The following is a 25,176-nucleotide window of genomic DNA, read 5'->3' as shown; positions in this document are numbered from 1 at the left end:
TGAAATCCCTGAATGTTTTGCGTAAGGAGAAAGCTATGTTGATTCTGACTCGTCGGTGCGCCGAGAGCCTGATCATTGGAGACGGCGAGATCACCGTGACGGTGCTCGGCGTCAAAGGCAACCAGGTGCGTATTGGTGTCAGCGCCCCTAAAGAAGTGGCCGTTCACCGCGAAGAAATCTACCTGCGGATCAAGAAAGAGAAGGACGAGGAGCCAAGCCTTTAATTTTTTTGAAGTTTTTTTCAAAAAAAGGGTTGCAAACGAGGAAGAGCCTGTTTAATATTCGCCTCGTGTTGCGGTGAGGTGGCCGAGTGGCCGAAGGCGCTCCCCTGCTAAGGGAGTATACCTCATAAGGGTATCGGGGGTTCGAATCCCCCCTTCACCGCCATTATTTGCGTAGGGCGCTGTAAGCGGTAAGAACGCTAAGTCGTTGAAGTTAAACGAAAAAGTTCTTGCAAAAATGTTTCAGCGAACTATTATGCGCGGCAAGACACGGACTCATAGCTCAGCTGGATAGAGTACTCGGCTACGAACCGAGCGGTCGCAGGTTCGAATCCTGCTGAGTCCGCCACTTTTGAAGTGGCTTTGCTTACAAGGCTGCTTCAAACCACCAGTGGTAATCTGGTCTAAAACTACCAATCGCGGACTCATAGCTCAGCTGGATAGAGTACTCGGCTACGAACCGAGCGGTCGCAGGTTCGAATCCTGCTGAGTCCGCCACTTTTTGAAGTGGCTCTGCTTGCAAGGTCGCTTCACCCGCCAGCGGTAACTGGTTTAAAACTGCCAACCACGGACTCATAGCTCAGCTGGATAGAGTACTCGGCTACGAACCGAGCGGTCGCAGGTTCGAATCCTGCTGAGTCCGCCACTTTTGAAGTGGCTCTGCTTGCAAAGTCGCTTCACCCACCAGTGGTAATCTGGTCTAAAACTACCACCACGGACTCATAGCTCAGCTGGATAGAGTACTCGGCTACGAACCGAGCGGTCGCAGGTTCGAATCCTGCTGAGTCCGCCACACAATCAAGAAGCCCGCTCAATTGAGCGGGCTTTTTGTTTTCTGTTTCACTGCTTTGTCAGTGATGCCTGACTAGACTGCACAATAACCAGCCCGACAGACTTTTGCGCGGTGAATGTGTTTTTTATTGCGCGCCTGCCGTCGCACTGATGGCTTCGAGCGTTGTCCCAGCTTTATCTCGCAAACGATTGTTCTGGCCAAAATTTTAAGCGATCTGACGGCTTAGGCAGTGTATGATTGCGCCCGTCAGCCCCGCCGGGGCTTGTGGAAAACCACCATGGACTTACCCAGTAGTTACTCCTTAACAAGATTCATACAGCTAGATCTGACTGATTGATTCTCCCGGCGTGCTCCGCTGCTGGGAGTGGAGTTCGCCTATGACTGAAGTAGAAGTAAAGAAAGCTCAAGAGAGCCTGCAGGATCGCCTGGCCCAGGTGGTCGAACTGCTGCAGCGCCAACGTGTGGTAGAAGACCTGACCCACCGTCAGGAAGGTCAGCACAATGACCTGGTGGAAAATCTTGTCCACCGCCAGAACCTGGTCGACCTGCAGCGCAAGCTGGACGACCTGCACCCTGCCGACGTCGCCTACATCCTCGAAGCCTTGCCCCTGCAGGACCGCCTGACGGTCTGGCAGCTGGTGCGCTCGGATCGCGACGGCGACATCCTCCTCGAAGTTTCCGACTCTGTTCGTCAATCGCTGATCGCCGACATGGACGATCACGAGATCCTGGCTGCCGCCAAGGAAATGGACGCCGACGAACTGGCCGACCTGGCGCCAGAGCTGCCGCGTGACGTGGTTCACGAGCTGATGGAAAGCCTCGATGCCCAGCAGCGCGAGCGTGTGCGCTCGGCACTGAGCTACGACGAGGAGCAGGTCGGTGCGCTGATGGACTTCGAGATGGTCACCATCCGTGAAGACGTCAGCCTGGAAGTGGTACTGCGTTACCTGCGCCGCCTGAAAGAGCTGCCCAACCATACCGACAAGCTGTTCGTGGTCGACTATGAAGGCATTCTCAAGGGCGTGCTGCCGATCAAGCGCCTGCTGGTCAACGACCCAGAGAAGAAAGTGGCGGAGGTCATGGCGACCGACCCCGTGTCTTTCCATCCTGAAGAAGATGCCTACGACGCAGCTCAAGCCTTCGAGCGTTATGACCTGGTTTCGGCGCCGGTGGTGGACAAGAGCGACCGTCTGATCGGCCGTCTGACCATCGACGAGATGGTCGACCTGATCCGTGAGGAGAGCGAAAGCGAAGTCCTCAACATGGCGGGTCTGCGCGAAGAGGAAGACATCTTCGCCTCGGTCTGGCGCTCGCTGCGCAACCGCTGGGCATGGCTGGCAATCAACCTGATTACCGCTTTCGTCGCCTCGCGGGTGATCGGCCTGTTCGAAGGCTCGATCGAGAAGCTGGTGGCGCTGGCTGCGCTGATGCCCATCGTTGCCGGTATTGGCGGCAACTCGGGTAACCAGACCATTACCATGATCGTTCGCGCCATGGCGCTGGACCAGGTGTCGCCGGGCAATACCAGCCGGCTGATGCGCAAGGAGCTGGCGGTGGGGCTGCTCAATGGCCTGGTATGGGGCGGGGTGATCGGTGCGGTGGCGTTCTGGCTCTATGGCAGCTGGTCACTGGGTGTAGTGATGACCGCAGCGATGACGCTGAACCTGTTGCTGGCGGCATTCATGGGCGTGCTGATTCCGATGACCCTGACGCGCCTGGGGCGCGACCCGGCCATGGGCTCCAGCGTGATGATCACCGCCGTGACCGACAGTGGCGGCTTCTTCATCTTCCTGGGCCTGGCCACGCTGTTCCTGCTCTGACACGTAACAGGCGCGACCGGCTCCTGCAAATGCAGCGCAAAGCCCAGGGACAGGCACAACGAAAAAAGCCAGCTTACGCTGGCTTTTTCGTGTCTGCTTGCTGCCGGCCTCAGGAGGCGTCGGCAGCCATTTCCACATCGTGAGCGATGAGGGCCACCAGCGCATTCTGCTGGCGGTGCGACAGCTGGCGGAAGCGTTGCAGGAGCTCACGCTCGTGCAGCGACAGCTCCGGGCTGTCCAGGCGCATGCTCAGCTCGTCGCCCAGCGCACCTTCCTGGATAAGGCTCTGCTCCAGGCGCGCGATGATCTCGGAGTTCATGCTGCGGTGATGGTTGCGCGCTACCTCGGCAATGCGCTCACGCATCCCGTCTGGCAGGCGGACGACGAACTTGTCAGCGGTGCGGCTCGAATAAATAGCCTGTTTCATTGGGCGCATATAAATTGACCGGATTTACTGGTTCAGGGGAAGCGGTTCTCAAATTGGCCGCACGGGGTGGAAGTACGACCGTGGCGACGACAAAATGTTCAACCGTCATGAAAATTTGGAAGGTCATCTTGCCTCATGGTCGCCGATTCCTTGGCGTCAATTCTGTGACAAATAGTGAGCCGGATAAAGGCTTTTTGCCAGTACCAATTATCAGAAATGAGCACTGGTTTGAAAAGTTTTGCATTATCCAGCCCGTCGCACCGTCAGCCTTATGCCGTCAAAAACCTGTAAAACGCAGCAAAGGACACAGAAAACACCTAGAATGCGCGGGTTTCCTTCCATAGAGCATAGTGGCTATGCAACATGACGCAAGCGCCCGAGATGGAGCCTCAGGCCGCCTGATATTCCTGGTAGGACCCTCTGGTTCAGGAAAAGATTCCCTGATCGATGCATCTCGCGCGCAATTGTCTGCTGCAGGGGTCGAAATTGCCCGTCGCGTCATCACGCGCTCCGCTGAGGCCAAGGGTGAAGCAGCCCATGGCGTAAGCGCGGAGCGCTTCGCGCAAATGCGCGAGGAGGGCGCGTTCGCCATGCATTGGCGGGCCAATGGCCTTGAGTACGGGATTCCGGCTCAGGTGGATCAGTGGCTGGCGCAAGGGCGCGCGGTGCTGGTCAATGGTTCGCGGGCCTACTTGCCTGAAGCGCAGGCGCGCTACCCTGATCTTCTGGCCGTGTGCCTGGAAGTGCAACCGGAGGTGCTGCGTGAACGCTTGCTTGCTCGCGGGCGCGAAACCCCGGAGCAAGTCGACCAGCGCTTGGCGCGCAATGCCCGGCTTCAGGCGGAGGGCGCGTCATCGGTCCACTACCTGGACAATTCGGGTGATCTGGCAATGGCGGTCAAGGCCTTGCTCGAGCTACTGCGTCGGGAAAAGTTGATTACCTGAGTGGCGCCCGGAAAACCCTTACGTGCAAAAAGCCCGATTCCGGCATGACAAACGGAGGCGCGGTGGTTAACATGCTCGCCGTCCTGCTGTTGCGGTATTCAGGTCAGCTAGAGGGGGAAGGGTAACCTTTTCTAAATCCCTGGTTTTGCGTAACATACGCCGCTTGATGTCTCCTTAGTTTAACGGATAGAACAAGCCCCTCCTAAGGGCTAGATGCTGGTTCGATTCCAGCAGGGGACGCATTCTTCATCGCTCGACACCCCCCTTTTCAGTGCAAGGCCCACTGATTCTTCCCGTCTGTAACACCGATGACGCGCTTCAGCGCTCGGCCTCTCTGGCGATCAGCCGTGTTCTTGTAGATTGAGTTTTTCCTCGGTGATGGCAGCTTCACGCTTCAGCCACGTAATGAACGCTTGAGCTGTATTGCTGGGCGGGCGTTGTTTGCGCGTGAGCAGGTAGTACGCCAAAGAGTGTCGCATGACCATGTCCGGGAACGGAACAACAAGTTCACCCGTCCGAAGTGGCCGTTCGATTAGTGCCAGCACGCACAGTGCCACTCCGTAACCCTCAATGGCGAGTTGTGCAAGGACATTGGAGTCGGAAACGATATGCCCGCGCTCAGGATCGAGGGCCACGCCTGGATACAGTTCATGCCAGCGCTTCCAATCCTCATAGTCGCGGTCGTGCAGCAACGGATGCCTGGCGAGATCGGATGGATGGCCCAGAGGCTTGTCACCGTCAAGCAACTGTGGCGAACAGACCGGGACATAGTTTGCCCCCATCAAAAACTCCGAGTCGAAACCTGGCCATCGGCCATCTCCCCATTTGATCGCCAGTTCAGTCTGGTCAGCAAACTCGACGCGTTGAGTGGTTAGCGTCTGCTGGATGTGGAGTGTCGGAAAGCGTTCGGTGAACTGACGCAGCCGAGGTGTAAGCCAGAAGGCGCTCAATACGGGCTCGGATTCTATGTGCAGAATCGGCGTTTCTGCCTTGCGGGCGCAGCGATCAAAAGCACCGATCAAGTGCTCGAACGCCCCACGGATGTCCTCCAGCAGGTCTGCGCCTTCCTGGGTCATCTTCACCGACCGGGTCGATCTGATGAACAGCTGGACACCCAGCGCTTCCTCCAGCTTGACGACTTGCTGGCTGACGGCGGACTGGGACAGGTGGAGTGCTTCGGCTGCACGCGTGAAGCTCGCAAGCTCTGCAACCGTCTTGAAGGCCAGCAGCAGGGAAAGGTGGGGGAGTCGGCTCGGGGCTTGGCCTGAGCTAGAGCGATTAATAAGCACCTGTAATTAACCCATTATGAAATCGCGCTTCAGGGCGACGGCCTTGCGGCATAGATTGGCTGCAGGCCCACTGTAACCGGGCCTCCTAATAATGACAAAAGCAGGCCAATCACGATGCAAACCACTCCTAACGCCGAAAAGGCCCGTGACCTCTGTGCAGGAGGTTTCCATGAAGCCTGAACGCCACACCGTCACAGCGCCTACCAAAGATCGTACCCTGATCCTTGCAAGCCTCATTGTAATTTCCACAACCGTGTTTGGCCTGATGTCCTTCCCTGAACAGGCGAAGCAACTGGCTGACCAACTGTTCAACGCGGCCACAATGACGTTTGGCTCTGTTGTGCAGTTGCTGGGTTTCGCCTGTGTTGTCCTGATCGTCGGCCTTGCGCTGAGCAAGTACGGAAATATCAGACTCGGCAGCGGTCGCCCGGAATATTCCAACACCAGCTGGGTATTCATGTTCATCTGCGCTGGCCTCGGCTCAGCCACCATGTATTGGGCTTTCATGGAGTGGGCCTACTACTACCTCACACCCGGGCTGGGCATCGCGGCCGCCAGCCAGCAAGCGCTTGAGTACAGCATTGCTTACTCGTTCTTCCATTGGGGGGTCACGCCTTGGGCGATCTATGGAATGGCTTCGCTTGCAATGGCGTACCACTTCCATGTACGGCGCAACAAGGGCCTGAGCCTGGCTGCAGTGATTGAAGCTATCACGGGCTTCAAGGCACAAGGCCCGGTTGGCCGCGTCATCGATCTGGTCTTCCTCTTCGCCACGTTCGGTGGGCTGGTGCTGACGACAACCCTGACGACCTCTACGGTTGCAAAAGGCTTGTCGGATCTCATCGGCATCGAGGACGGCTTCGCTTTGAAAGCAGGACTGGTCGTTTCGGTGACGCTGATCTTCTCGCTGAGTTCATACATCGGCATCGCCTCTGGCATGCAGCGCCTCGCCAAGCTTGCCTGTGGTCTGACCCTTGCCTTTGCGTTGGTGGTTCTGCTGCTAGGCCCAACCTTGTTCTCGATCAGCAACATCACCAATGCCGTGGGGCTGACGCTGCAAAACTTCATCCACATGAGCCTGTACACCGATCCGGCAGGCAGTGGCGAGTTCTCTCGTGGCTGGACGGTATTCTATTGGCTGTACTGGATCACCTACACGCCGGGTGTCGCGATCTTCGTCACGCGTGTTTCTCGCGGTCGCACCCTCCGTGAACTGGTCATGGCCATGATCCTCGGCGGATGTGGTGGTTGCTGGTTCTTCTTCGGGAGCCTGGAGAGCTTCGCCATTCACCAGTTCATGGAGAAGGTGGTGGACGCGCCGGCCATGTTGAGTGGAGCGGGTGGGGAAGCCGCGGTTTCCATGCTGCTCCACAGCTTGCCATTCGGAAAGCTGCTGTCCGTGGTCTACTTCGTGCTGATGCTGCTGTTCCTGGCCTCTCACCTGGATGCTGTGGCCTACACCGTTGCAGCGACGAGCACTCGCAACCTGCGGGAAGGTGATGATCCGACCCCAGGCCTGCGCTTGTTCTGGTGTGCGCTTCTGGCGGCTCTGCCCCTCGCCATGCTCTACATCAATGCTCCCTTGAGCACGCTCAAGACGGCGGTAATTCTCACTGCAATCCCCTTCATATTGATCCTTGTCGTGAAAATCTGGGGCCTCTTCAAATGGCTCGGCGAGGATTACAGAAATTTGAGTACTGAACGAATCATTCTGCAGGCCAAGCAACTGGCCGAGCAGGAAGAGGGTCACCCGGATCAGGTTCAGGTTGTTGATGCAGAGCGTCTGGAAGCAAAAGCATGAAGATCGTAGAAGTAGAAGCCATCTGGCTGCGTGTCCCGAAGTTCGATCAGGTCTGCGAGTGGGGTGAGGATGCATTGATTGTTCGCATCCACACCGACACGGGCATCGTCGGAGTGGGTGAGACGGATAGCTCGCCTGCAGTGGTGAAGGCGCTTATCGAAACCCCGGCCTCTCATGAAACGTGCCAGGGGCTACGCGATGTCCTTCTCGGAGAAAACCCGCTGGAGATCGACCGGCTCTGGAAAAAGATGTACCGGCATAGCGAGTATGTAGGGCGGCGAGGCGCCGGCGTGCACGCCATCAGTGCCTTGGACATCGCGCTTTGGGATATTGCCGGTCAGCATTACGGTGTCCCCGTGCACACCTTGCTCGGTGGCAAGTATCGCGACCGCATTCCCGCCTACGGCACTTTCATCCCCAGAGCCACTGATGCCGGCAACCGGGATATTGTGCGGCACCTGCTCAGCCAGGGGCTGCGAAGCATCAAGCTCGGTGGCGCCGGATTTGGAGAAGATCCGGCGCGCGACAAGCAGCTGCTCAAGCTGGTGCGAGAAGAGATCGGTGAGGACGTGCACCTGCAGGTCGATCTGGTAGGGCGGTGGCGAAATGCAGCCCATGCGCTTTCGCAATGCGAGGCCTTGCGCGAGTTCAACCTCAACTGGGTCGAGGAGCCACTGCCATCAGATGATGAACGAGGCTTGGCTTATCTCGCAGGCCTTTGCAAGGTCAAGGTATCGGGTGGGGAAGGGCTTGCCACCAAGCATGAGTTCCGCAATTTCCTGGAGAATACCCGGCCTGCGATAGTGCAGCCTGACATCACAAGGTGTGGCGGTATCAGCGAGATGCGCCATATCTATGAACTGGCAAATTACTATGGGGCGCAATTGGTGCCTCATGGGTTTAGCACAGGCATCTTGCTGGCAGCGACCACACATTTCCTGGCGGCCTGCGAATTTGGCGAGCTGATCGAGTATTCGCAGAGTGAGAGCCCTCTGTTCCGCAAGCTGGTGAAGAACCTGATTCCGCTTGAGGACGGTCACGTAGCGGTGCCGAACACCCCGGGTTTGGGCATCGTGCTCGATGAGGAGGTGATTGCCCGGTACAGAGTCAACGTATAGAGCAACTGAAAACGCCCACGTCCACGCAACGTGGGTTTTTTCCATGCACGCCATCCACGCTAAATCCCTCCCTCTGCCCCTCGTTTCCCTTGCACAAGGCCGACGTGCGCTGCGCGCGCCCGAACCGGTGCTTGCTGTCATTTCATCGAGGGTCGAAGGATGCTTGCCGCCACCTGCTTCAAGGCCAGCCAGGCGCTGCCTGTTGCCAATCAATTGCTGCTCAACCTGCTGCGGCCAGCTGCCGCAAGGGGGGAGTCATGAGCGCCCTACTGGAACTGCATGCCCGGCCACTGCTGCCCGGCCAGCGCAGCTTGCCGTTGCTGGTCGAGGCGCCCCACGCCGGCCTGGACCTCAACGAGGCGCTGGCGCCGATCCGCGAGTTGGTAGAGCGCCACTTGCTCGATGCCGGCGGCATCCTGTTCCGAGGTTTCGAGGTGGGCGGCGCCGAGGCCTTCCGCAGCTTCGCCGGTGGCTTCGGCCACCCGCTGCTGAATTACGAGTTCGGTTCCACCCCGCGCAGCAATGTCACCCAGGGCGTATACACCTCCACCGAGTACCCGCCGCACCAGAAGATCCCGCTGCACAACGAACAGGCCTACACCCGGGAATGGCCGATGAAAATCTGGTTCTACAGCATGATTGCCGCCGAGAGTGGAGGAGAAACGCCAATCGCCGACAGCCGCGAGGTGTTTCGCCGGATCGACCCGCGGATTCATGAGCGTTTCAACCGCCACGGGCTGATGTACGTGCGCAACTTCGGCAATGGCCTGGATGTGCCTTGGGAGCAGGTGTTCAACAGTGACGACCCGGCAGTGGTGGAAGCCTACTGCCAGCGCCATGCGATCACCTGCGACTGGAAGGACGACGGCGAGCTGCGCACCCGCCAGATCTGCCAGGCAGTGGCGCGCCACCCGCGTACTGGCGAGGATGTGTGGTTCAACCAGGCGCACCTGTTCCATGTGTCCAACCTGCCGCCCGAGGTGCGCGAGAGCCTGCTGGAAATCGTCGACGAGGAAGACCTGCCACGCAATGTCTATTACGGCGACGGTTCGCCCATCGAAGGCTCGATCCTCGACGAGGTGCGCGGTGTGCTGGATGAATGCACCATCGCCTTCCCGTGGCAGGAAGGCGATGTGCTGATGCTCGACAACATGCTCGCCGCCCACGCCCGCAGCACCTTCACCGGCAAGCGCAAGGTCATCGTGGCCATGGCCGAGGGGCACGGCGCTGGCTGAGCCGTGCAGCACTGCAGCGACTGCCGGCACGTCTTCGGGCGCGCCGGCGCTTGCGTAAAACCGGCGTGGCGAGTTTTGCAAACAGCGCCTAAATGCAAGCCGGAACCATTCGTTCAACAGGTATCGCGGAGCCCAGGGCGGCTCCCATCACCGGTTCGGACGACCTATGAGCACCCTCGATCAATCCCTGAAGCTGGCGCGCCGCTTCATTGAACTGCCGCTGGAAAAACGCCGTGTCTTCTTCGCCGCCCTGCGCGACGAACAGGTCGACTTCACCGGCTACCCCATCCCCGACTGCAGCGGCATCGCCGGCCGCGACCAGCTCTCCTATGCCCAGCAGCGCATGTGGTTCCTCTGGCAGCTGGAGCCGGGCAGCGCTGCCTACAACCTGCCAGGGGCGGTGCGACTGCTCGGCAGCCTGAATCGCCAGGCGCTGGACCTGGCCTTTGCCGATCTGGTGCAGCGCCACGAGTGCCTGCGCACCACCTTCGAGGAGATCGACGGCCAGGCGTTGCAGCGTGTCGGTGACGGTGCGCAGGTGCAGGTGCGCCATGTCGACCTGTCCGGCCTGGAGGCGGGCCAGCGTCTGCAGCGGACCCGAGAAGAAGTCGCACGCGAAGCCGGCCAGCCGTTCGACCTGCAGCAGGGGCCGCTGCTGCGGGTGGCGCTGCTGCAACTGGCGGCGGATGAGCATGTGCTGCTGCTGACCATGCACCACATCATTGCCGATGGCTGGTCGATGAACATTCTGATCGAGGAGTTCATGCGCTGCCTGGATGCCCGCAGCGCTGGCTACCAGGCCCAGTTACCGGCGCTGGCCGTGCACTACCGCGACTACGCCCTGTGGCAACGCAGCTGGATGGAAGCCGGCGAGCAGGCGCGCCAGCTCGATTACTGGCGCGCCCAACTGGGCGAAGAGCATGAGCCACTAGAGTTGCCCACCGACCGCCCACGCCCGGCCCAGGCGAGCCATGCCGGTGCGCGCCTGGAGTTCGCCATCGACGCCGAGCTGCGCAGCGGCCTGAAGGCGCTGGCCCAGCGTCAGGGCACGACCTTGTTCGTGGTGCTGCTGGCGGCCTTCAAGACCCTGTTGTACCGCTACAGCGGCCAGGGCGACATCCGCGTCGGCGGCCTGATTGCCAACCGCAACCGCAGTGAGGTCGAGGGGCTGATCGGTTTCTTCGTCAATACCCAGGTGCTGCGCAGCCAGCTGGAGGGGCGCCAGACCTTCGAGCAGTTGCTGGCAGCGCTGCGCCAGACCGCCCTCGGCGCCCAGGCCCACCAGGAACTGCCGTTCGATGCGCTGCTGGAGGCGCTGCAGCCCAGCCGCAGCCAGAGCCACAACGCGCTGTTCCAGGTGATGTACAACCACCAGCCGCTGGTCACCGACATCCAGGGCATGCGCCTGGGCTGCGGCTTGCAGCTGGCGCACCTGGACGCTGAACAGAGCGTGGCCGGCGCCCGCAGCCATGCCGCGGCCAGTGACCTGATGCTGGAAACCCGCGAGGAAGGCGAACGCTTGCTGGCCGCCTTCACCTACGCCACCGATCTGTTCGACGCCGCCACCGTCGAGCGCATGGCCGGCCACTGGCGCAACCTGCTGCACAGCGTGCTGGCCGACCCGCAACGCCGGATCGGCGAGCTGCCATTGCTCGACGTTGCACAAGCCCGCCAGTTGCAGCATTGGGCACTGCGTGCCGCCGCCCCGCAGGCCTCGGCACTGGCCCATCAGCGCTTCCAGGCCCAGGCAGCCCGCACGCCCGAGGCGGTCGCACTGGTACTGGCCGGCGACGGGCAGGGCGCCAGCCTGAGTTACGCCGAGCTGGAGCGCCGCAGCAACCGCCTGGCCCAGCGCCTGCTGCAGTCGGGTGTCGGCCCCGAGGTGCTGGTCGGTGTGGCGCTGGAACGCTCGCTGGACATGGGGGTTGCCCTGCTGGCGGTGCTCAAGGCCGGCGGTGCCTATGTGCCGCTTGACCCGCAAGCGCCCGGCGAACGCGTCGCCCAGGTGTTCGCCGACAGTGGCCTGCGCCTGCTGCTGACCCAATCGTACCTGCTGAGCCAGCTGCCAGAGGCGGAGGGTATCGAGGTCCTGTGCCTGGACCAGCCCCAGGGCGAGCAACCTGAGCATGCCCCGCAGGTATCGCTGCAGCCCGGCAACCTCGCCTATGTGATCTACACCTCCGGTTCCACCGGCCGCCCCAAAGGCGTGGCCATCAGCCATGGTGCGCTGGCCGAGTTCTGCGACCTGGCAACCGACTATTCGCGCCTGACTGCGGACGATCGCGTGCTGCAGTTCGCCACCTGCAGCTTCGACGGCTTCGTCGAGCAGTTCTATCCACCGTTGTGCGTCGGTGCCCGCGTGGTGCTGCGCGACAGCCGCCTGTGGGACAGCGCCAGCTTCCTGCGGGCACTGGAGCAGCACGGCATCACGGTCGCCGACCTGCCGGCCGCCTACTGGCACATGCTGGTGCAGGACTACGCGCGCGACACGCCACAGGCGTTTGCCGCACTGCGCCAGGTACATGTCGGCGGCGAAGCCATGGCGGTGGACGGCCTCGACCTGTGGCGTCGCGCCGGCCTGGGCGGCGTGCGCCTGCTCAATACCTATGGCCCGACCGAGGCCACGGTGGTGTCCAGCGTCCACGACTGCACGGCGTTGGCATCGCAGGACGTGTCCTGGCGAGGCATCCCCATTGGCCAGGGCCTCGCCGGCCGTCGCCTGTGCATTCTCGACGGCGAGATGCAGCCAATGCCGGCCGGTGCCATCGGCGAGCTGTACATCGGTGGGCCTGGCCTGGCGCGCGGTTATCACGGCCAGCCCGCACTCAGCGCCGAACGTTTCCTGCCCGACCCCGAAGTCCCCGGCGAGCGCCTGTACCGCACAGGTGACCGCGCCCGCTTCGACGCCAGTGGCGCCATCGAATACATCGGCCGGGTCGACCACCAGGTGAAGGTGCGTGGCTTCCGTATCGAGCTTGGCGAAATCGAGATGCGCCTGCAGCAATGCCCTGGCGTGCGCGAGGCGGCGGTGCTGGCCCAGGACATGGCCGGCGGGCGGCAACTGGTGGCCTATGTGGTCACCGAAGCAGCTGGCGCCAGTGCCGAAGCGCAGCGCCAGGCGATTCGCGAGGGCCTGCGCGCGACGCTGCCGGATTACATGGTCCCCTCGCACCTTGTGCTGCTGGAAAAACTGCCGCTGACCCCCAGCGGCAAGCTCGACCGCAAGGCCTTGCTCGCGCCCGACCCGAGCCAGTTGCAGGCCAGCTTCCGGGCGCCGGTCAGCGAGCAGGAGCAGCAGCTGGCGGCGATCTGGATGGAGGTTCTGCAGGTGCCCCGCGTCGGCCTCGACGACAGCTTCTTCGACCTGGGTGGGCACTCGCTGCTGGCGGCCCAGGTGATTGCCCGGATCAAGTCCGAACTGGGCGTCGCGCTGCCCATGCGCAGCTTGTTCGAACGCCCGCACCTGGCCGCCCTGGCTGAGGAACTGGAGGCCCTGGGCGGCACCGCCGACGAGGACTGGGCCGACATGGAAGCGTTCATGAATTCACTGGAGGAGGTTTGAGCATGACCCGCAACACTACGCTGCGTATCGCCGAGAAGTTCATCGGGTTGCCGCTCGAACAACGCCGCCAGTTCCTCGCCAGGCTGCGCCAGGATGGCAAGGACTTCGGCCTGTTGCCGATCCCGGTCAGCCGCCATGGCCTTGAGGCGATTCCGTTGTCCTATGCCCAGCAGCGCCTGCTGTTCCTCTGGCAGCTCGACCCGCAGAGCGCGGCCTACAACATGGCGGCCGGCCTGCGTCTGGAGGGAGAGCTGGACCAAAGCCGTTTGCAAGGCGCCTTCGACGCCCTGATCGAGCGCCACGAAGCGCTGCGCACCGTGTTCCAGGTCGACGGCGAACAGCCGCTGCAACGGGTGCTCGCGGCCGAGCCCCTGGCCTTGCGCCAGGTCGACCTTGGCACGGCCGGCGAGGCCGAGCTGGCCGGCCTGGTGGAAGACGAAGTCGCTCGCCCGTTCGACCTGCTCAATGGCCCGCTGCTGCGTGCCAGCCTGTTCCGCCTGGGCCAGGATGAACACGTGCTGGTGGTGTGCATGCACCACATCGTCTCCGACGGTTGGTCGATGGACGTGATGGTCCGCGAGTTCGTCCAGTGCTACCAGGCCGGCGCCCAGGGCCTGCCAGCGCTGCCGTTGCAGTATGCCGACTACGCCGTGTGGCAGCGCCGCTGGCTGGAAGCGGGCGAGGGTGAGCGGCAGTTGCAGCACTGGCGCGAGCAGCTGGGCGACGAACACCACCTGCTCGACGTGGCGGCCGATTTCCCGCGCCCGCCCGTGCAGAGCCTGCAGGGCGAGACCCTCAAGTTCGACTTCGGCGGGCCGCTGTCGCAGCGCCTGCGCGATGCCGCCCGGGCCCAGGGCGTGACGCTGTTCATGCTGATGCTGACTGGCTATGCGCTGTTCCTCTCGCGCCATTCCGGCCAGCGCGACATCCGCATCGGCGTGCCCAACGCCAACCGTGGGCGCGAAGAGGTGGAAGGGCTGATCGGCTTCTTCGTCAACACCCAGGTGCTGCGCTGCGTGGTCGACGAACGCTTGTCGCTGAATGAACTGCTGGTGCGGGTGCGCGAGGCGACCTTCGCCGCCCAGGCCAACCAGGAGCTGCCTTTCGAGCAACTGGTGGAAGTGCTCGCGCCCGAGCGCAGCCTTGGCCACAACCCGTTGTTCCAGGCCAAGTTCAACCAGAACGTCGGCGTGCAGAAGCAGACTGCGCTGCAACTGCCGGGGCTGGCCGTCAGCGAGTATCCGCTGCGCAAGGAAGGCACCCACTTCGACCTCGCCCTGGACATCACCGACGACGGTAGCCTGGTGCACGGCGAGATGACCTACGCCAGCGATCTCTACCAGCGTTCCACTATCGAAGGGTTCATCGTTGCGCTGCGTGAGCTGTTTGACACTTTGCTGACCGCGCCAGATGCGCCACTGCATACCCTGGTCAAGGCGCCTGCCGCAGAAGTTGTTGGCCACCGTGAGCAACCGGCCCTGGTCCTGCTGCGCTGGGACGAGCAGGTGCGCCGCCAGCCCGACGGCATCGCGGCGGCCTGTGCGGGGCAGCGGCTCAGTCATGCCGAACTGGACAGCCAGGCCAATCGCCTGGCCCATCATCTGCGCGACCTGGGTGTCGCCACGGGTGCACCGGTCGCGGTGCTGATGGAGCGTTCGCTGGACTGGCTGGTGTGCCTGTTGGGCATCCTCAAGGCGGGCGGCGTCTACCTGCCGCTGGACGTCAAGGCGCCGACCGAACGCCTGCAAGGCATGCTGCAGCGCAGCGGTGCGACAGTGCTGTTGTGCGATGTTGCTGATGCTCGCCAACAGCTGCTGGCCTCGTCAGGTTGTCAGGTTCAGCCCTACACGCCGGAGCGCTGGGCGTCGCTGCTGGCTCATGCGCCACAGGCCGGGATACTGGAAGGCTCACCGGCCTACGTGATCCACACCTCCGGCTCCACCGGCCAACCGAAGGGTGTGGTGGTCAGCCATGGCGCACTGGCCAGTTATGTCGATGGCCTGCTGCAACGTCTGGATCTGGCCGCGGACGCGAGCATGGCGCTGGTCTCCACCATCGCCGCCGACCTCGGCCACACGGTGCTGTTCGGCGCCCTGTGCTCCGGGCGCACCCTGCATGTGCTGCCGGAGGCGCTGGGCTTCGACCCGGATGCCTTTGCCACCTACATGGCCGAGCAGCGCATCGGCGTGCTGAAGATCGTCCCCAGCCACCTCAACGGCCTGCTGCAGGCGGCCAATGCCGCCGATGTGTTGCCCGAGCATGCCTTGATCGTCGGTGGCGAGGCCTGCTCACCTGCGCTGTACCAGAAAGTGCGCGAGCTCAAGCCCGGCTGCCGCTTCATCAATCACTACGGCCCCAGCGAAACCACGGTCGGCGTGCTGACCCACGAACTGCAAGGCGAAGCGACGCGCGCCATACCATTGGGTGCGGCGCTGCCGGGAGCCTGCGTGCGGGTGCTGGACGATGTGCTCAACGTGTTGCCCGCGCGCGTCGCGGGTGAGTTGTACATTGGCGGCGACAGCCTGGCGCAAGGCTACCTGGGCCAGGCGGCACTGACCGCCGAGCGTTTCGTGCCCGACCCGTTTGGCGCGCCAGGCACGCGCCTTTACCGCAGCGGTGACCGCGTGCAGCGTGACAACGCAGGCTTGCTGCACTTCCTCGGGCGTGCCGACGACCAGGTGAAGATCCGTGGCTATCGTGTCGAACCAGGGGAAGTCGGCCGCGTGCTGCGTGGCCTGGCAGGGGTGCATGACGCCGTGGTACTGGCAGTACCGCAGGGGGATGATCCGGCGCAGCTGCAACTGGTCGGCTGGTGCGTACCGGGCAATCCCGAACTGTGCGTCGAGGCCCTGCGCGAGCAGCTGCAGGGGCTGCTGCCGGACTACCTGGTACCCGCTCATCTGCTGTTGCTGGAGCGCTTGCCGCTGACTGCCAACGGCAAGCTGGACCGGCGCGCACTGCCGCAGCCGCAGGTGCAACTCAAGCGTCATGTTGCCGCCAGCACACCGCTGGAGGAGCAACTGCTGGCCATCTGGCAAGCGGTGCTCAAGCGCGACGACATCGGCGTCGAAGACAACTTCTTCGAACTGGGTGGCGATTCCATCCTCAGCTTGCAGATCATCGCCCGCGCCAAGCGCCAGGGCATCAAGCTGAGCCCGCGCCAGCTGTTCGAGAAGCAGACCATCGCCCAACTGGCCCAGGTTGCCAAGGTGACCGCTGCCGTGGCCAAACCTGCTGCTGTTACGCAGGTCAGTGGTGCCATGGCGCTGCTGCCGGTGCAGGCGCGCTTCTTCGAGCTGGCCCTTAACCAGCCTGGGCACTACAACCAGGCGGTCATGCTGCAGCCACGCCAGGCGCTGACCGCGAACATCGTCGAGCAGGCCCTGGCGCTGCTGGTCAACCAGCACGACGCACTGCGCCTGGCCTTCAACAAGGTGGACGGCAGCTGGCATGCCGAGCACCGTGCAGGCGTGCCCGGCGGAATGCTCTGGCATCGCCAGGCGGCCGATGCCGCGCAATTGCAGGCCATCGCCGAAGAGGCACAGGGCAGCCTCGATCTCGCGCAGGGGCCGCTGCTGCGCGCCGTGCTGTGCGACTTTGCCGACGGTGGTCAGCGCCTGCTGCTGGTGATTCATCACCTGGTGGTCGACGGTGTGTCCTGGCGGGTGCTGCTGGAAGACCTGGAGCAGGCCTGCGTCGCCCTGCTGGCCGGGCGCGGACCTGCGCTGGCGGAGAAGGGCACGGCATTCAAGGCCTGGGCCGAGCGCCTGGTGGGCTGGGCCCAGGCGCCTGCCCGTGATGCAGAACTGGCCTACTGGCAAGCAACTCTCGCGGAGCATGCCGGCGACCTGCCGGCGGCACGCCGCGACGCCGGGCTGCAGGTCCGTCACGCACGCACCGTGCGTTGCCGGCTGGCTGCCGACACCACGCAAAACCTGCTGCAGCAGGCGCCGGCGGCCTATCGCACGCAGGTCAACGACCTGCTGCTCACGGCCCTGGCGCGGGTACTGTGCCGCTGGACCGGGCAGGGCAGTGCGCTGGTCCAGCTGGAAGGCCACGGCCGTGAAGACCTGTTCGACGGCGTGGACCTGAGCCGCACCGTGGGTTGGTTCACCAGCCTGTTCCCGGTAGCGCTGACCCCTGCCGATGACCTGGCCGGCTCGCTCAAGGCCATCAAGGAGCAGCTGCGTGGCGTGCCCGGGCGCGGCATCGGCCATGGCGTGCTGCGTTACCTCGGCAGCCCGGCGCAGCAGGCGGCGCTGCAAGCGTTGCCGCAAGCGCGGGTGACCTTCAACTACCTCGGCCAGTTCGACCAGGGCTTCGGCGAAGACCGGCTGTTCGCACCCGCCCTGGAAAGCGTTGGCGCCACCCAGGCAGCCGATGCGCCACTGGGCAACTGGCTGAGCGTCAACGGCCAGGTGCTGGGCGGTGAACTGGAGCTGGGCTTCACCTTCAGCCAGGCGATGTTCGACGAGCCGGTGATCGCTGGCCTGGCCGAAGACTACGCGAGTGAGCTGGCCGCGCTGGTCGAACACTGCCTCGACCGTCAGGCCGGCGGCGCCACCCCGGCTGACTTCCCGCTGGCCGGCCTGACCCAGGCGCAGCTGGATGCGCTGCCGGTCGACCTGCGCCAGGTCGAGAACATCTACCCGCTGGCACCGATGCAGGAAGGCATGCTGTTCCACAGCCTGTACGACGGCCAGGCCAGCAGTTACGTCAACCGCCTGCGCCTGGACCTCGACGACCTTGACCCCGAGCGCTTCATCCAGGCCTGGCAGCAGGCGCTTGACCAGCACGAATCGCTGCGCGCCGGGTTTGTCTGGGAGCAGGGCCTGGACGCACCACGCCAGGTGGTGTTGCGCCACGTCCAGCTGCCGGTCGAACGCTTCGACTGGGCAGGCGAGGCCGATATAGACGCCCGCCTCGAAGCACTGGCGAAGGCCGAGCAGGCACGTGCCTTCGACCTCGGCCAGGCGCCGCTGCTGCGCCTGGTGCTGGTGCGCACCGGGCCGCAGCGCCATCACCTGATCTACACCAGCCACCACATCCTCATGGATGGCTGGAGCAATTCGTTGCTGTTCGCCGCCGTGATGCAGGCCTATTCGGGGCAGCCTGCCGCGCTGGCGCAGGCGACTCGCAGCGACTACCTCGGCTGGTTGCAGCAGCAGGATCGCGCGGGTGCCGATGCGTTCTGGAAAGCCCAACTGCTCGACCTGGACGGCCCGACACTGCTTGGCGGTACACGCGATGTCAACGAAACCGGGCAGGGCGCGGTGGTACTGGAGCTGGGCGAGGCATTGAGCCAGGCCCTGAAGCACTTTGCGCAGGCCCAGCAAGTCACCCTCAACAGCGTGCTGCAGGCCGCCTGGGCGCTGCTGTTGCAGCGCCGCACCGGCCAGCGTCGGCCCTGCTTCGGCGCCACCGTGTCCGGGCGCCCGGCGGAGTTGCCGGGTATCGAGCAGCAGCTGGGCCTGTTCATCAATACCCTGCCGGTGGCCGCCGCGCCGCAAGGGCAGATGTCGGTCGGCGACTGGGTGCGGGATGTTCAGGCGCTCAACCTGCGCCTGCGCGAATACGAGTACCTGCCGCTTTACGCCATCCAGGCAGCGGCCGGGCGCCCTGGCGAGGCGTTGTTCGACAGCCTGCTGGTGTTCGAGAACTATCCGCTGGCCCAGAGCCTGTCGGACAGCAGTGCCGGGTTGCGCCTGTCCGGCCTGGAGTATCAGGAGTACAGCGGCTACCCGCTGACCTTGATTGCCGAAGCGCGCGAACAGATCCAGCTGACTTTCGCCTACCAGTGCCAGGTCTTCGGTCACGAGCAGGTGCAACAGATTGCGGCCGAGCTGCGCCATCTGCTGCAAGGCTTCGCCAGTGCGCCGCAAGCGTTGCTGGGCAGCTTCGGGCTGGCCGACGCGGCAGCTCATTCGCGAATCGTGAAGGGCTGGAATGCCACGCAGCGCGAATACCCAGGCACGCCGTATGTGCATCAGCTGTTCGAACAGCAAGTCATCCTTCAGCCGCAAGCGCCGGCACTGGCCTTTGCCGAACGTAGCCTGAGCTACGCCGAACTGAATGCCGAGGCCAACCGCCTGGCGCAGTATCTGCGTGGTATGGGCGTGGGCCCGGACGTGCTGGTGGGCATCGCCGCCGAGCGCTCGGTGGAAATGGTCGTCGGCCTGCTGGCGATCCTCAAGGCTGGTGGTGCCTATGTGCCGCTCGACCCGGAATACCCGCAGGACCGCCTGGCCTACATGTTCGAGGACAGCGGCATCAGCCTGTTGCTGACCCAGTCGCACCTGCGCGATGGCCTGCCGATCCCTGCAGGGCTGGTGGTGCTCGATCTGGACCGGGCCGCGGCCTGGAACGCTCTGCAGGCGCACAACCCGGATGTAGAACTGCACCCGGAAAACCTCGCCTACGTCATCTACACCTCCGGTTCCACCGGCAAGCCGAAGGGCGCTGGTAACCGCCATGTCGCCTTGCACAACCGCCTGGCCTGGATGCAGGAGGCGTATCAGCTCACTGCCAACGACAGCGTGCTGCAGAAAACGCCATTCAGCTTCGACGTGTCGGTGTGGGAGTTCTTCTGGCCGCTGATGGAAGGCGCACGCCTGGTCATGGCGCTGCCCGGTGATCACCGCGACCCGGCGCGCCTGGCCGAGCTGATCACCCGCGAACGAATCAGCACGCTGCACTTCGTGCCGTCGATGCTGCAGGCCTTCGTCGCTGACGAAAACGCCGCCCGCTGTACCTCGCTGCAACGCATCATCTGCTCCGGCGAAGCACTGCCGGTGGAACTGCAACGCCAGACCCTGGCGCTGCTGCCACAAAGCGGCCTGTACAACCTGTACGGCCCGACCGAGGCGGCCATCGACGTCACCCACTGGACCTGCGTCGAGGAAGGCAAGGACGCGGTGCCGATCGGCCAGCCAATCGCCAACCTGCAAACCTACGTGCTGGACGGCGAACTGAACCCGGTCAGCCCCGGTGTGACCGGCGAGCTGTACCTGGGCGGCATCGGCCTGGCCCGTGGTTACCACCGTCGCCCGTCGCTGACCGCCGAGCGCTTCGTCACCAGCCCGTTCGGCACTGGCCAGCGGCTGTACCGCACCGGTGACCTGGCGCGCCAGCGCGAGGACGGGGTGATCGAGTATGCCGGGCGCATCGACCACCAGGTGAAGATCCGCGGCCTGCGGATCGAACTGGGCGAGATCGAAGCACGCCTGCAGGAACAGGACGCCGTGCGCGAGGCGGTGGTGGTGGCTGCCGAGGGGCAACTGGTGGCGTATCTGGTTGCCGAACAGGCCGACAGCCTGGCGGCCATCAAGGCACACCTGGCGGCCGCGCTGCCGGACTACATGGTGCCGAGCCAGTGGGTGTTGCTTGAGCACATGCCGCTGTCGCCCAACGGCAAGCTCGACCGCAAGGCGCTGCCGAAGCCGGAACTGGGCCAGTCCCGGCGCGAGTACCTGGCGCCGCAAAGCGAACTGGAGCAGCGCCTGGCCGCCCTCTGGCAGGAGGTGCTCAAGGTCGAGCGGGTCGGCCTCAACGACAACTTCTTCGAACTGGGCGGGCATTCGCTGCTGCTGGTGCGCCTGGTCTCGCGGATCAAGACCGAGTTCGCCATCGAGCTGGCGATGCAGGACGCCTACCTGGCCGACGACCTCGGCGCCCTGGCCACCCTGGTCGCAGGCAACGCCAGCCCGGCGCAACATGACTACGACGCGATTTTCGACGCCCTCGACGAACTGGAGGCACTGGATGTTTAAGCAAGGGACTCAACAGGGCAATGAGCTGGTCCAGCGGATCAGCGGGCTGGCTCACGACAAGCGCGTGGCCCTGTTCAAGCGCCTGCTGGAGAAAGGCATCGACCCGGGCCGGCTGCCCATCGTGGCGCTGGCTGAAGGCGACGAGCCACGCCTTTCCCATGCCCAGCAGCGCCAGTGGTTCCTCTGGCAGCTGGACCCACAGAGTGCCGCCTACAACATGCCGGCAGCGCTGCGCCTTCAAGGCACGCTGGACCTTGCCGCCCTGCAGAGCAGTTTCGATGCGCTGGTGGCGCGGCACCCGCCGCTGCGCACCACGTTCGAGGCAAGCGAAGGTGAGCCACTGCAGCGTATCCACGCTGCAGGCCCGGTGGTGATCGAGCACCAGGCCTTGCCGGGCGCCGACGACCAGGCCATTGCCGAGGCGGTGAGCCGTGAAGTGGTGCGCCCCTTCGACCTGCAGCGTGGGCCGTTGCTGCGGGTGCTGCTGCTGGAGATCGGCGCGGCAGACCGGGTGCTGGTGATGACCCAGCACCACATCGTCTCCGATGGCTGGTCGATGCAGGTCATGATCGGCGAGTTGATCCAGCTCTATCGGGCCACCTGCGAAGGCCGCCAGGCCAACCTCCCGGCACTGGCCATCCAGTACGCCGACTTCGCCGCCTGGCAGCGCCAGCTGCTCGAAGCGGGCGAGGGGCCGCGGCAGCTGGCTTATTGGACCGAGCAGCTGAGCAATGCCCCAGCCGTGCTGGAGCTGCCCACCGACCGGCCGCGTCCTGCCGTACCCAGCCATCGTGGCCAGGCCGTGAGCGGCACCCTGGACGAGCCGTTGCGTCAGCGCCTGGTCGCCCTGGCCCAGGCGCACGGCTGCACCTTGTCGATGGTGCTGCTGGCGTCGTTCCAGCTGCTGCTGCGCCGCTACAGCGGCCAGAGCGATGTTTGCGTGGGCATGCCGTCGGCGGGGCGCAACCGGCCAGAGGTGGAGCCACTGACCGGCTTCTTCGTCAACACCCTGGTGCTGCGCGGCCGTCTCGAGGATGGCCTGAGCACCGCGCAGCTGCTGCACCACACACGCACAACCCTGCTAGCCGCCCAGGCCAACCAGGACCTGCCGTTCGAAGCGCTGGTCGATAACCTGGTGGCGCATCGCGACCTCAGCCACAACCCACTGTTCCAGGTCATGTTCAACCACCAGGTGATGGGTGATGGCCTGGGCGCCTCGGCGCTTGCCGGCCTGTCGTTGACCTTGCTGCCGGCCCCGACCTCGCGCGCCAAGTTCGACCTGGCGCTGGACACGCAGGAACATGGCGGCCAGCTCAGTGCCAGCTTGAGCTATGCCACCGACCTGTTCGATGGCGCTACTGCCGAGAAGATGTTCGCCCACTGGCAGAACCTGTTGTGGCGCATGAGCGCCGAGCCTGGCAAGCCGATCGCCGAGTTGTGCATGCTCAGCGAGGACGAGCGCAATTGGCAGCTTCAGGACTTGAACCCCGGCCTCGGCCAGCCGGCCGAAATGCGTACTGTGCATGGCCTGATCCAGCAACAGGCCCAGCTGCGCCCGACTGCCCCGGCCCTGGTCGTGGCGGGCAGGCAGCTCGATTACCAGCAGCTCAACCAGTGGGCCAATCGGTTGGCGGCGCGCCTGCACGAGGCGGGTGTCGGCCCGGAAGTGCGCGTGGGGATCGCACTCGAGCGCTCGGTCGAGATGCTGGTTGCCTTGCTGGCCGTGCTCAAGGCTGGCGGCGCCTACGTGCCACTGGACCCGACCCACCCGCGTGAGCGGCTGAGCTACATGATCGAAGACAGCGGCGTTGCCCTGGTGCTGGCCCAGCCCCATCTGCTGGCCGAACTGCCGCTGCCTGCCGGCGTCGAGGTGTTGCCGGTCAGCGCCGACGGCGCCGAGCTGCAAGGCTATCCGGCGTACGATGCCCATTACCCGGTGGCGGCGGACAACCTGGCCTACCTGATCTACACCTCCGGCTCCACCGGCCGGCCGAAGGGCGTGGCGGTCACCCATGGCCCGCTGGCCATGCACTGCCTGGCCATTGCCGAACGCTACGGCATGACCCCTGAAGACCGCGAGCTGCAGTTCGCCTCGATCAACTTCGACGGCGCCCACGAGCGCTGGCTGGTGCCGCTGGTTTCCGGTTCGATGCTGATGCTGCGTGACAACGATGCCTGGGATGTCGAGCGCAGCGCGCGCGAGATTGCCGAGCATGGCATCACCATCACCTGCTTCACCCCGAGCTACCTGCAGCAACTGGCCGAGCACCTGGGCGAGGCGGGGGCCGGCCTGCCCATCCGTTCCTACACCGTGGGCGGCGAAGGCACCAGCCGGGCCACCTTCGAGCAGATCCAGCAGGTGCTGCGCACGCCGCGCATCATCAATGGCTATGGCCCGACCGAGACCGTGATCACGCCGCTGCTGTGGGCGGTTCATTTGGGCAGCGGTTTCGAGGCGCAGTACATGCCGGTGGGCACGCCTGTCGGCGCGCGTTCGGCCTATGTGCTGGGCAGCGACCTGCAGCTGTTGCCTGCAGGCGTGCCCGGCGAACTGTATATCGGCGGTGAAGGGCTGGCGCGCGGTTACCACCAGCGCCCGGGCCTGACTGCCGAGCGCTTCGTCGCCGACCCGTTCGGCCCGCCAGGTGGCCGCCTCTACCGGACGGGCGACCTGGTACGCCTGCGCCATGACGGCGTGGTCGAGTACCTTGGCCGGGTCGATCATCAGGTCAAGGTGCGCGGTTTCCGCATCGAGCTGGGCGAGGTGGAATCGTGCCTGATGGGCATGGAGGAAGTGCGAGAAGCGGTAGTCGCCGTGGCGGGCGAAGGGCGTGGTTCGCGCCTGGTGGCTTACCTGGTGCTGGCGCCGGGGTTGCAGTGGGATGCCGCATTGCGTGGCCAGGTACTGGCCCGGCTGCGTCAGGCCTTGCCGGAGTACATGGTGCCCGCGCACCTGCTGGTGTTGCCGACGATGCCCTTGAACCCCAACGGCAAGCTCGACCGGCATGCCTTGCCAGCCCCCGTGCTGGACCGTTCCGAACATTACCGGGCACCGGTCACGCCGCTGGAGGTGAGCCTGGCGAAGCTTTGGGGCGAGTTGCTGGATGTGGAAGAAGTCGGGCTCGATGACAGCTTCTTCGAGCTGGGCGGCAATTCATTGCTGGCCATGGAACTGGTGCGCCGGGTGCGTGTGGCTGCGCTGGACGGCTTCAGCATGAGCCTGCGTGACCTGATGACCACGCCGCGTATCGGTGAGTTGGTCGGGCGCCTGCAAAGCACTGCCAGTCAGACCCCGATGCTCTTGCTTAACACCCCGGCCCCAGGCGCCACACCGCTGTTCTGCCTGCACGGCGTGCATGGCTCGGTGTTCGATTACCTGCCACTGGCCAGGCGGCTGCAGCCGCAGTGGGCGGTGCACGGTATCCAGTGCCGGATGCTGTTCAATGCCGCCTGGGTCGATTCGAACGTCGAGTCCATGGCCGTCGACTACTGCGATTACATCCGCGCCGTGCAGCCGCAGGGGCCGTACTTCCTGCTCGGCTGGTCGCTGGGTGGTGCCCTGGCGCTGCAAGTGGCGCGTGATCTGGAGGCGCAGGGGCAGGTGGTGGCTTTCGTCGGGCTGCTGGACAGCTATTTGCCCCAGGCTGATCAGCAGCAGCCGTGGGATGAGCGCTTGCTGAACCTGCTGCTGGCGCTGGGCGCCGATGAGGGCGCAAGCCGAGCGCTGTGTGCGGGTTGGCTGGGGCCTGAACAGGATGAGCGGCTGCTGTTCGGTGAGCCAATGGTGAGTGTTCTTGGCAGTCTGTCGGCGCCAGTGCTGGCCGGTCTGGCCATCGCCGAGCGGGTTGCCTTGGTGCGTACCACGCTGCAACTGGATCGGGTAGCGATGGCCATGAAAGGGCTGCCAGGTACTCGGGTGAAGCCCACCTGCTGGTGGGCGGCGGGGCGTGAAGCAGCGGCGCAGTCGGGCATCGATGGGCACTACGGCAGCGCATTGCGGCACTTCAACATCGACCGTGGCCATTTCGACCTGCTGCAGGATGTGCAGTTGATCGAGGATGTGGCCGGATTGCTTCAGGGCATGGGAGTTGAAGCCGAGGTGGCTGCATTTTGAGCCTGGCGTTGGTTGTATGGGGCCTGTGAGATCGAGCGCCGCCCGCGCGGCGCATCGCGGATAAATCCGCTCCTACATTTGTT

General features: G+C 64.1%; 11 protein-coding genes and 6 tRNA genes. 15 read left to right on the top strand and 2 right to left on the bottom strand.

Features of this window, described 5'->3' with window-relative positions:
* Positions 1-35: 35 nt before the first annotated feature.
* The 7 genes from csrA (at position 36) to mgtE (ending at position 2,834) form a co-directional block, all read left to right on the top strand.
* Positions 36-224 (top strand): carbon storage regulator CsrA, encoded by a 189-nt coding sequence (csrA, locus tag ACIPZ8_RS12330; protein ID WP_003254503.1) that lies wholly within the window; start codon positions 36-38, stop codon positions 222-224.
* A gap of 72 nt (positions 225-296) precedes the next feature.
* A tRNA-Ser gene (locus ACIPZ8_RS12325) sits at positions 297-387 on the top strand.
* A 106-nt stretch (positions 388-493) separates the two neighbouring features.
* Positions 494-570: transfer RNA gene (locus ACIPZ8_RS12320), tRNA-Arg, on the top strand.
* A gap of 72 nt (positions 571-642) precedes the next feature.
* Positions 643-719, top strand: a tRNA-Arg gene (locus ACIPZ8_RS12315).
* 71 nt (positions 720-790) lie between these two features.
* Positions 791-867, top strand: a tRNA-Arg gene (locus ACIPZ8_RS12310).
* A gap of 70 nt (positions 868-937) precedes the next feature.
* Positions 938-1,014: transfer RNA gene (locus tag ACIPZ8_RS12305), tRNA-Arg, on the top strand.
* 377 nt (positions 1,015-1,391) lie between these two features.
* The gene (mgtE, locus tag ACIPZ8_RS12300; RefSeq protein WP_085675859.1) at positions 1,392-2,834 is read left to right on the top strand and encodes a magnesium transporter; all 1,443 of its coding nucleotides are present in this window, start codon (positions 1,392-1,394) and stop codon (positions 2,832-2,834) included.
* Between the two features lie 109 nt (positions 2,835-2,943).
* Here mgtE and ACIPZ8_RS12295 read toward each other — a convergent pair whose 3' ends face one another.
* Positions 2,944-3,270, bottom strand: coding sequence for an Arc family DNA-binding protein (locus ACIPZ8_RS12295; RefSeq protein WP_003254499.1), 327 nt, complete (start codon positions 3,268-3,270; stop codon positions 2,944-2,946).
* Between the two features lie 347 nt (positions 3,271-3,617).
* Here ACIPZ8_RS12295 and phnN point away from each other — a divergent pair, with 347 nt between their 5' ends.
* Positions 3,618-4,205 carry a phosphonate metabolism protein/1,5-bisphosphokinase (PRPP-forming) PhnN gene (phnN, locus tag ACIPZ8_RS12290; protein ID WP_400723172.1) on the top strand — a complete coding sequence of 196 codons (588 nt, stop codon included), beginning with the start codon at positions 3,618-3,620 and terminating at the stop codon, positions 4,203-4,205.
* 168 nt (positions 4,206-4,373) lie between these two features.
* Positions 4,374-4,445: transfer RNA gene (locus ACIPZ8_RS12285), tRNA-Arg, on the top strand.
* 101 nt (positions 4,446-4,546) lie between these two features.
* Here the strand turns inward: ACIPZ8_RS12285 and ACIPZ8_RS12280 are convergent.
* The gene (locus tag ACIPZ8_RS12280) at positions 4,547-5,494 is read right to left on the bottom strand and encodes a LysR substrate-binding domain-containing protein (protein WP_400723169.1); all 948 of its coding nucleotides are present in this window, start codon (positions 5,492-5,494) and stop codon (positions 4,547-4,549) included.
* A gap of 169 nt (positions 5,495-5,663) precedes the next feature.
* Between ACIPZ8_RS12280 and ACIPZ8_RS12275 the strand changes: the two genes are divergently transcribed.
* From ACIPZ8_RS12275 to ACIPZ8_RS12250, 6 genes are all read left to right on the top strand, one after another.
* Positions 5,664-7,295 carry a BCCT family transporter gene (locus ACIPZ8_RS12275; RefSeq protein ID WP_400723166.1) on the top strand — a complete coding sequence of 544 codons (1,632 nt, stop codon included), beginning with the start codon at positions 5,664-5,666 and terminating at the stop codon, positions 7,293-7,295.
* Entirely contained in the window at positions 7,292-8,413 is a 1,122-nt protein-coding gene (locus tag ACIPZ8_RS12270; protein WP_400723163.1) for a mandelate racemase/muconate lactonizing enzyme family protein, read from the top strand. The genes ACIPZ8_RS12275 and ACIPZ8_RS12270 overlap by 4 nt, the downstream gene beginning before the upstream one ends.
* 257 nt (positions 8,414-8,670) lie before the next feature.
* Positions 8,671-9,648, top strand: coding sequence for a TauD/TfdA family dioxygenase (locus ACIPZ8_RS12265; RefSeq protein WP_400723160.1), 978 nt, complete (start codon positions 8,671-8,673; stop codon positions 9,646-9,648).
* A 166-nt stretch (positions 9,649-9,814) separates the two neighbouring features.
* Positions 9,815-13,210, top strand: coding sequence for an amino acid adenylation domain-containing protein (locus tag ACIPZ8_RS12260; RefSeq protein WP_400723157.1), 3,396 nt, complete (start codon positions 9,815-9,817; stop codon positions 13,208-13,210).
* Positions 13,211-13,212: 2 nt separating this feature from the next.
* Positions 13,213-20,979 (top strand): amino acid adenylation domain-containing protein, encoded by a 7,767-nt coding sequence (locus tag ACIPZ8_RS12255; protein WP_400723154.1) that lies wholly within the window; start codon positions 13,213-13,215, stop codon positions 20,977-20,979.
* Positions 20,972-25,093: an amino acid adenylation domain-containing protein gene (locus tag ACIPZ8_RS12250; protein WP_400723151.1), complete on the top strand. Its 4,122-nt coding sequence runs from the start codon at positions 20,972-20,974 to the stop codon at positions 25,091-25,093. Before ACIPZ8_RS12255 ends, ACIPZ8_RS12250 begins: the two co-directional genes overlap by 8 nt.
* Positions 25,094-25,176: the final 83 nt, after the last annotated feature.

This window comes from Pseudomonas sp. NPDC089422, from assembly GCF_044749405.1.
Taxonomy (GTDB): Bacteria; Pseudomonadota; Gammaproteobacteria; order Pseudomonadales; family Pseudomonadaceae; genus Aquipseudomonas.
Note: the sequence above shows the minus strand (reverse complement) of the source record. Positions and strands in the feature narration are given on the sequence as shown.

Bases quoted from the DNA above. Each gene is read 5' to 3' on its own strand.
- csrA (WP_003254503.1), top strand. From the start codon at position 36: ATGTTGATTCTGACTCGTCGGTGCGCCGAGAGCCTGATCATTGGAGAC.
- ACIPZ8_RS12250 (WP_400723151.1), top strand. From the start codon at position 20,972: ATGTTTAAGCAAGGGACTCAACAGGGCAATGAGCTGGTCCAGCGGATC.
- ACIPZ8_RS12270 (WP_400723163.1), top strand. From the start codon at position 7,292: ATGAAGATCGTAGAAGTAGAAGCCATCTGGCTGCGTGTCCCGAAGTTC.
- ACIPZ8_RS12275 (WP_400723166.1), top strand. From the start codon at position 5,664: ATGAAGCCTGAACGCCACACCGTCACAGCGCCTACCAAAGATCGTACC.
- phnN (WP_400723172.1), top strand. From the start codon at position 3,618: ATGCAACATGACGCAAGCGCCCGAGATGGAGCCTCAGGCCGCCTGATA.
- ACIPZ8_RS12255 (WP_400723154.1), top strand. From the start codon at position 13,213: ATGACCCGCAACACTACGCTGCGTATCGCCGAGAAGTTCATCGGGTTG.
- mgtE (WP_085675859.1), top strand. From the start codon at position 1,392: ATGACTGAAGTAGAAGTAAAGAAAGCTCAAGAGAGCCTGCAGGATCGC.
- ACIPZ8_RS12265 (WP_400723160.1), top strand. From the start codon at position 8,671: ATGAGCGCCCTACTGGAACTGCATGCCCGGCCACTGCTGCCCGGCCAG.
- ACIPZ8_RS12295 (WP_003254499.1), bottom strand. From the start codon at position 3,270: ATGCGCCCAATGAAACAGGCTATTTATTCGAGCCGCACCGCTGACAAG.
- ACIPZ8_RS12260 (WP_400723157.1), top strand. From the start codon at position 9,815: ATGAGCACCCTCGATCAATCCCTGAAGCTGGCGCGCCGCTTCATTGAA.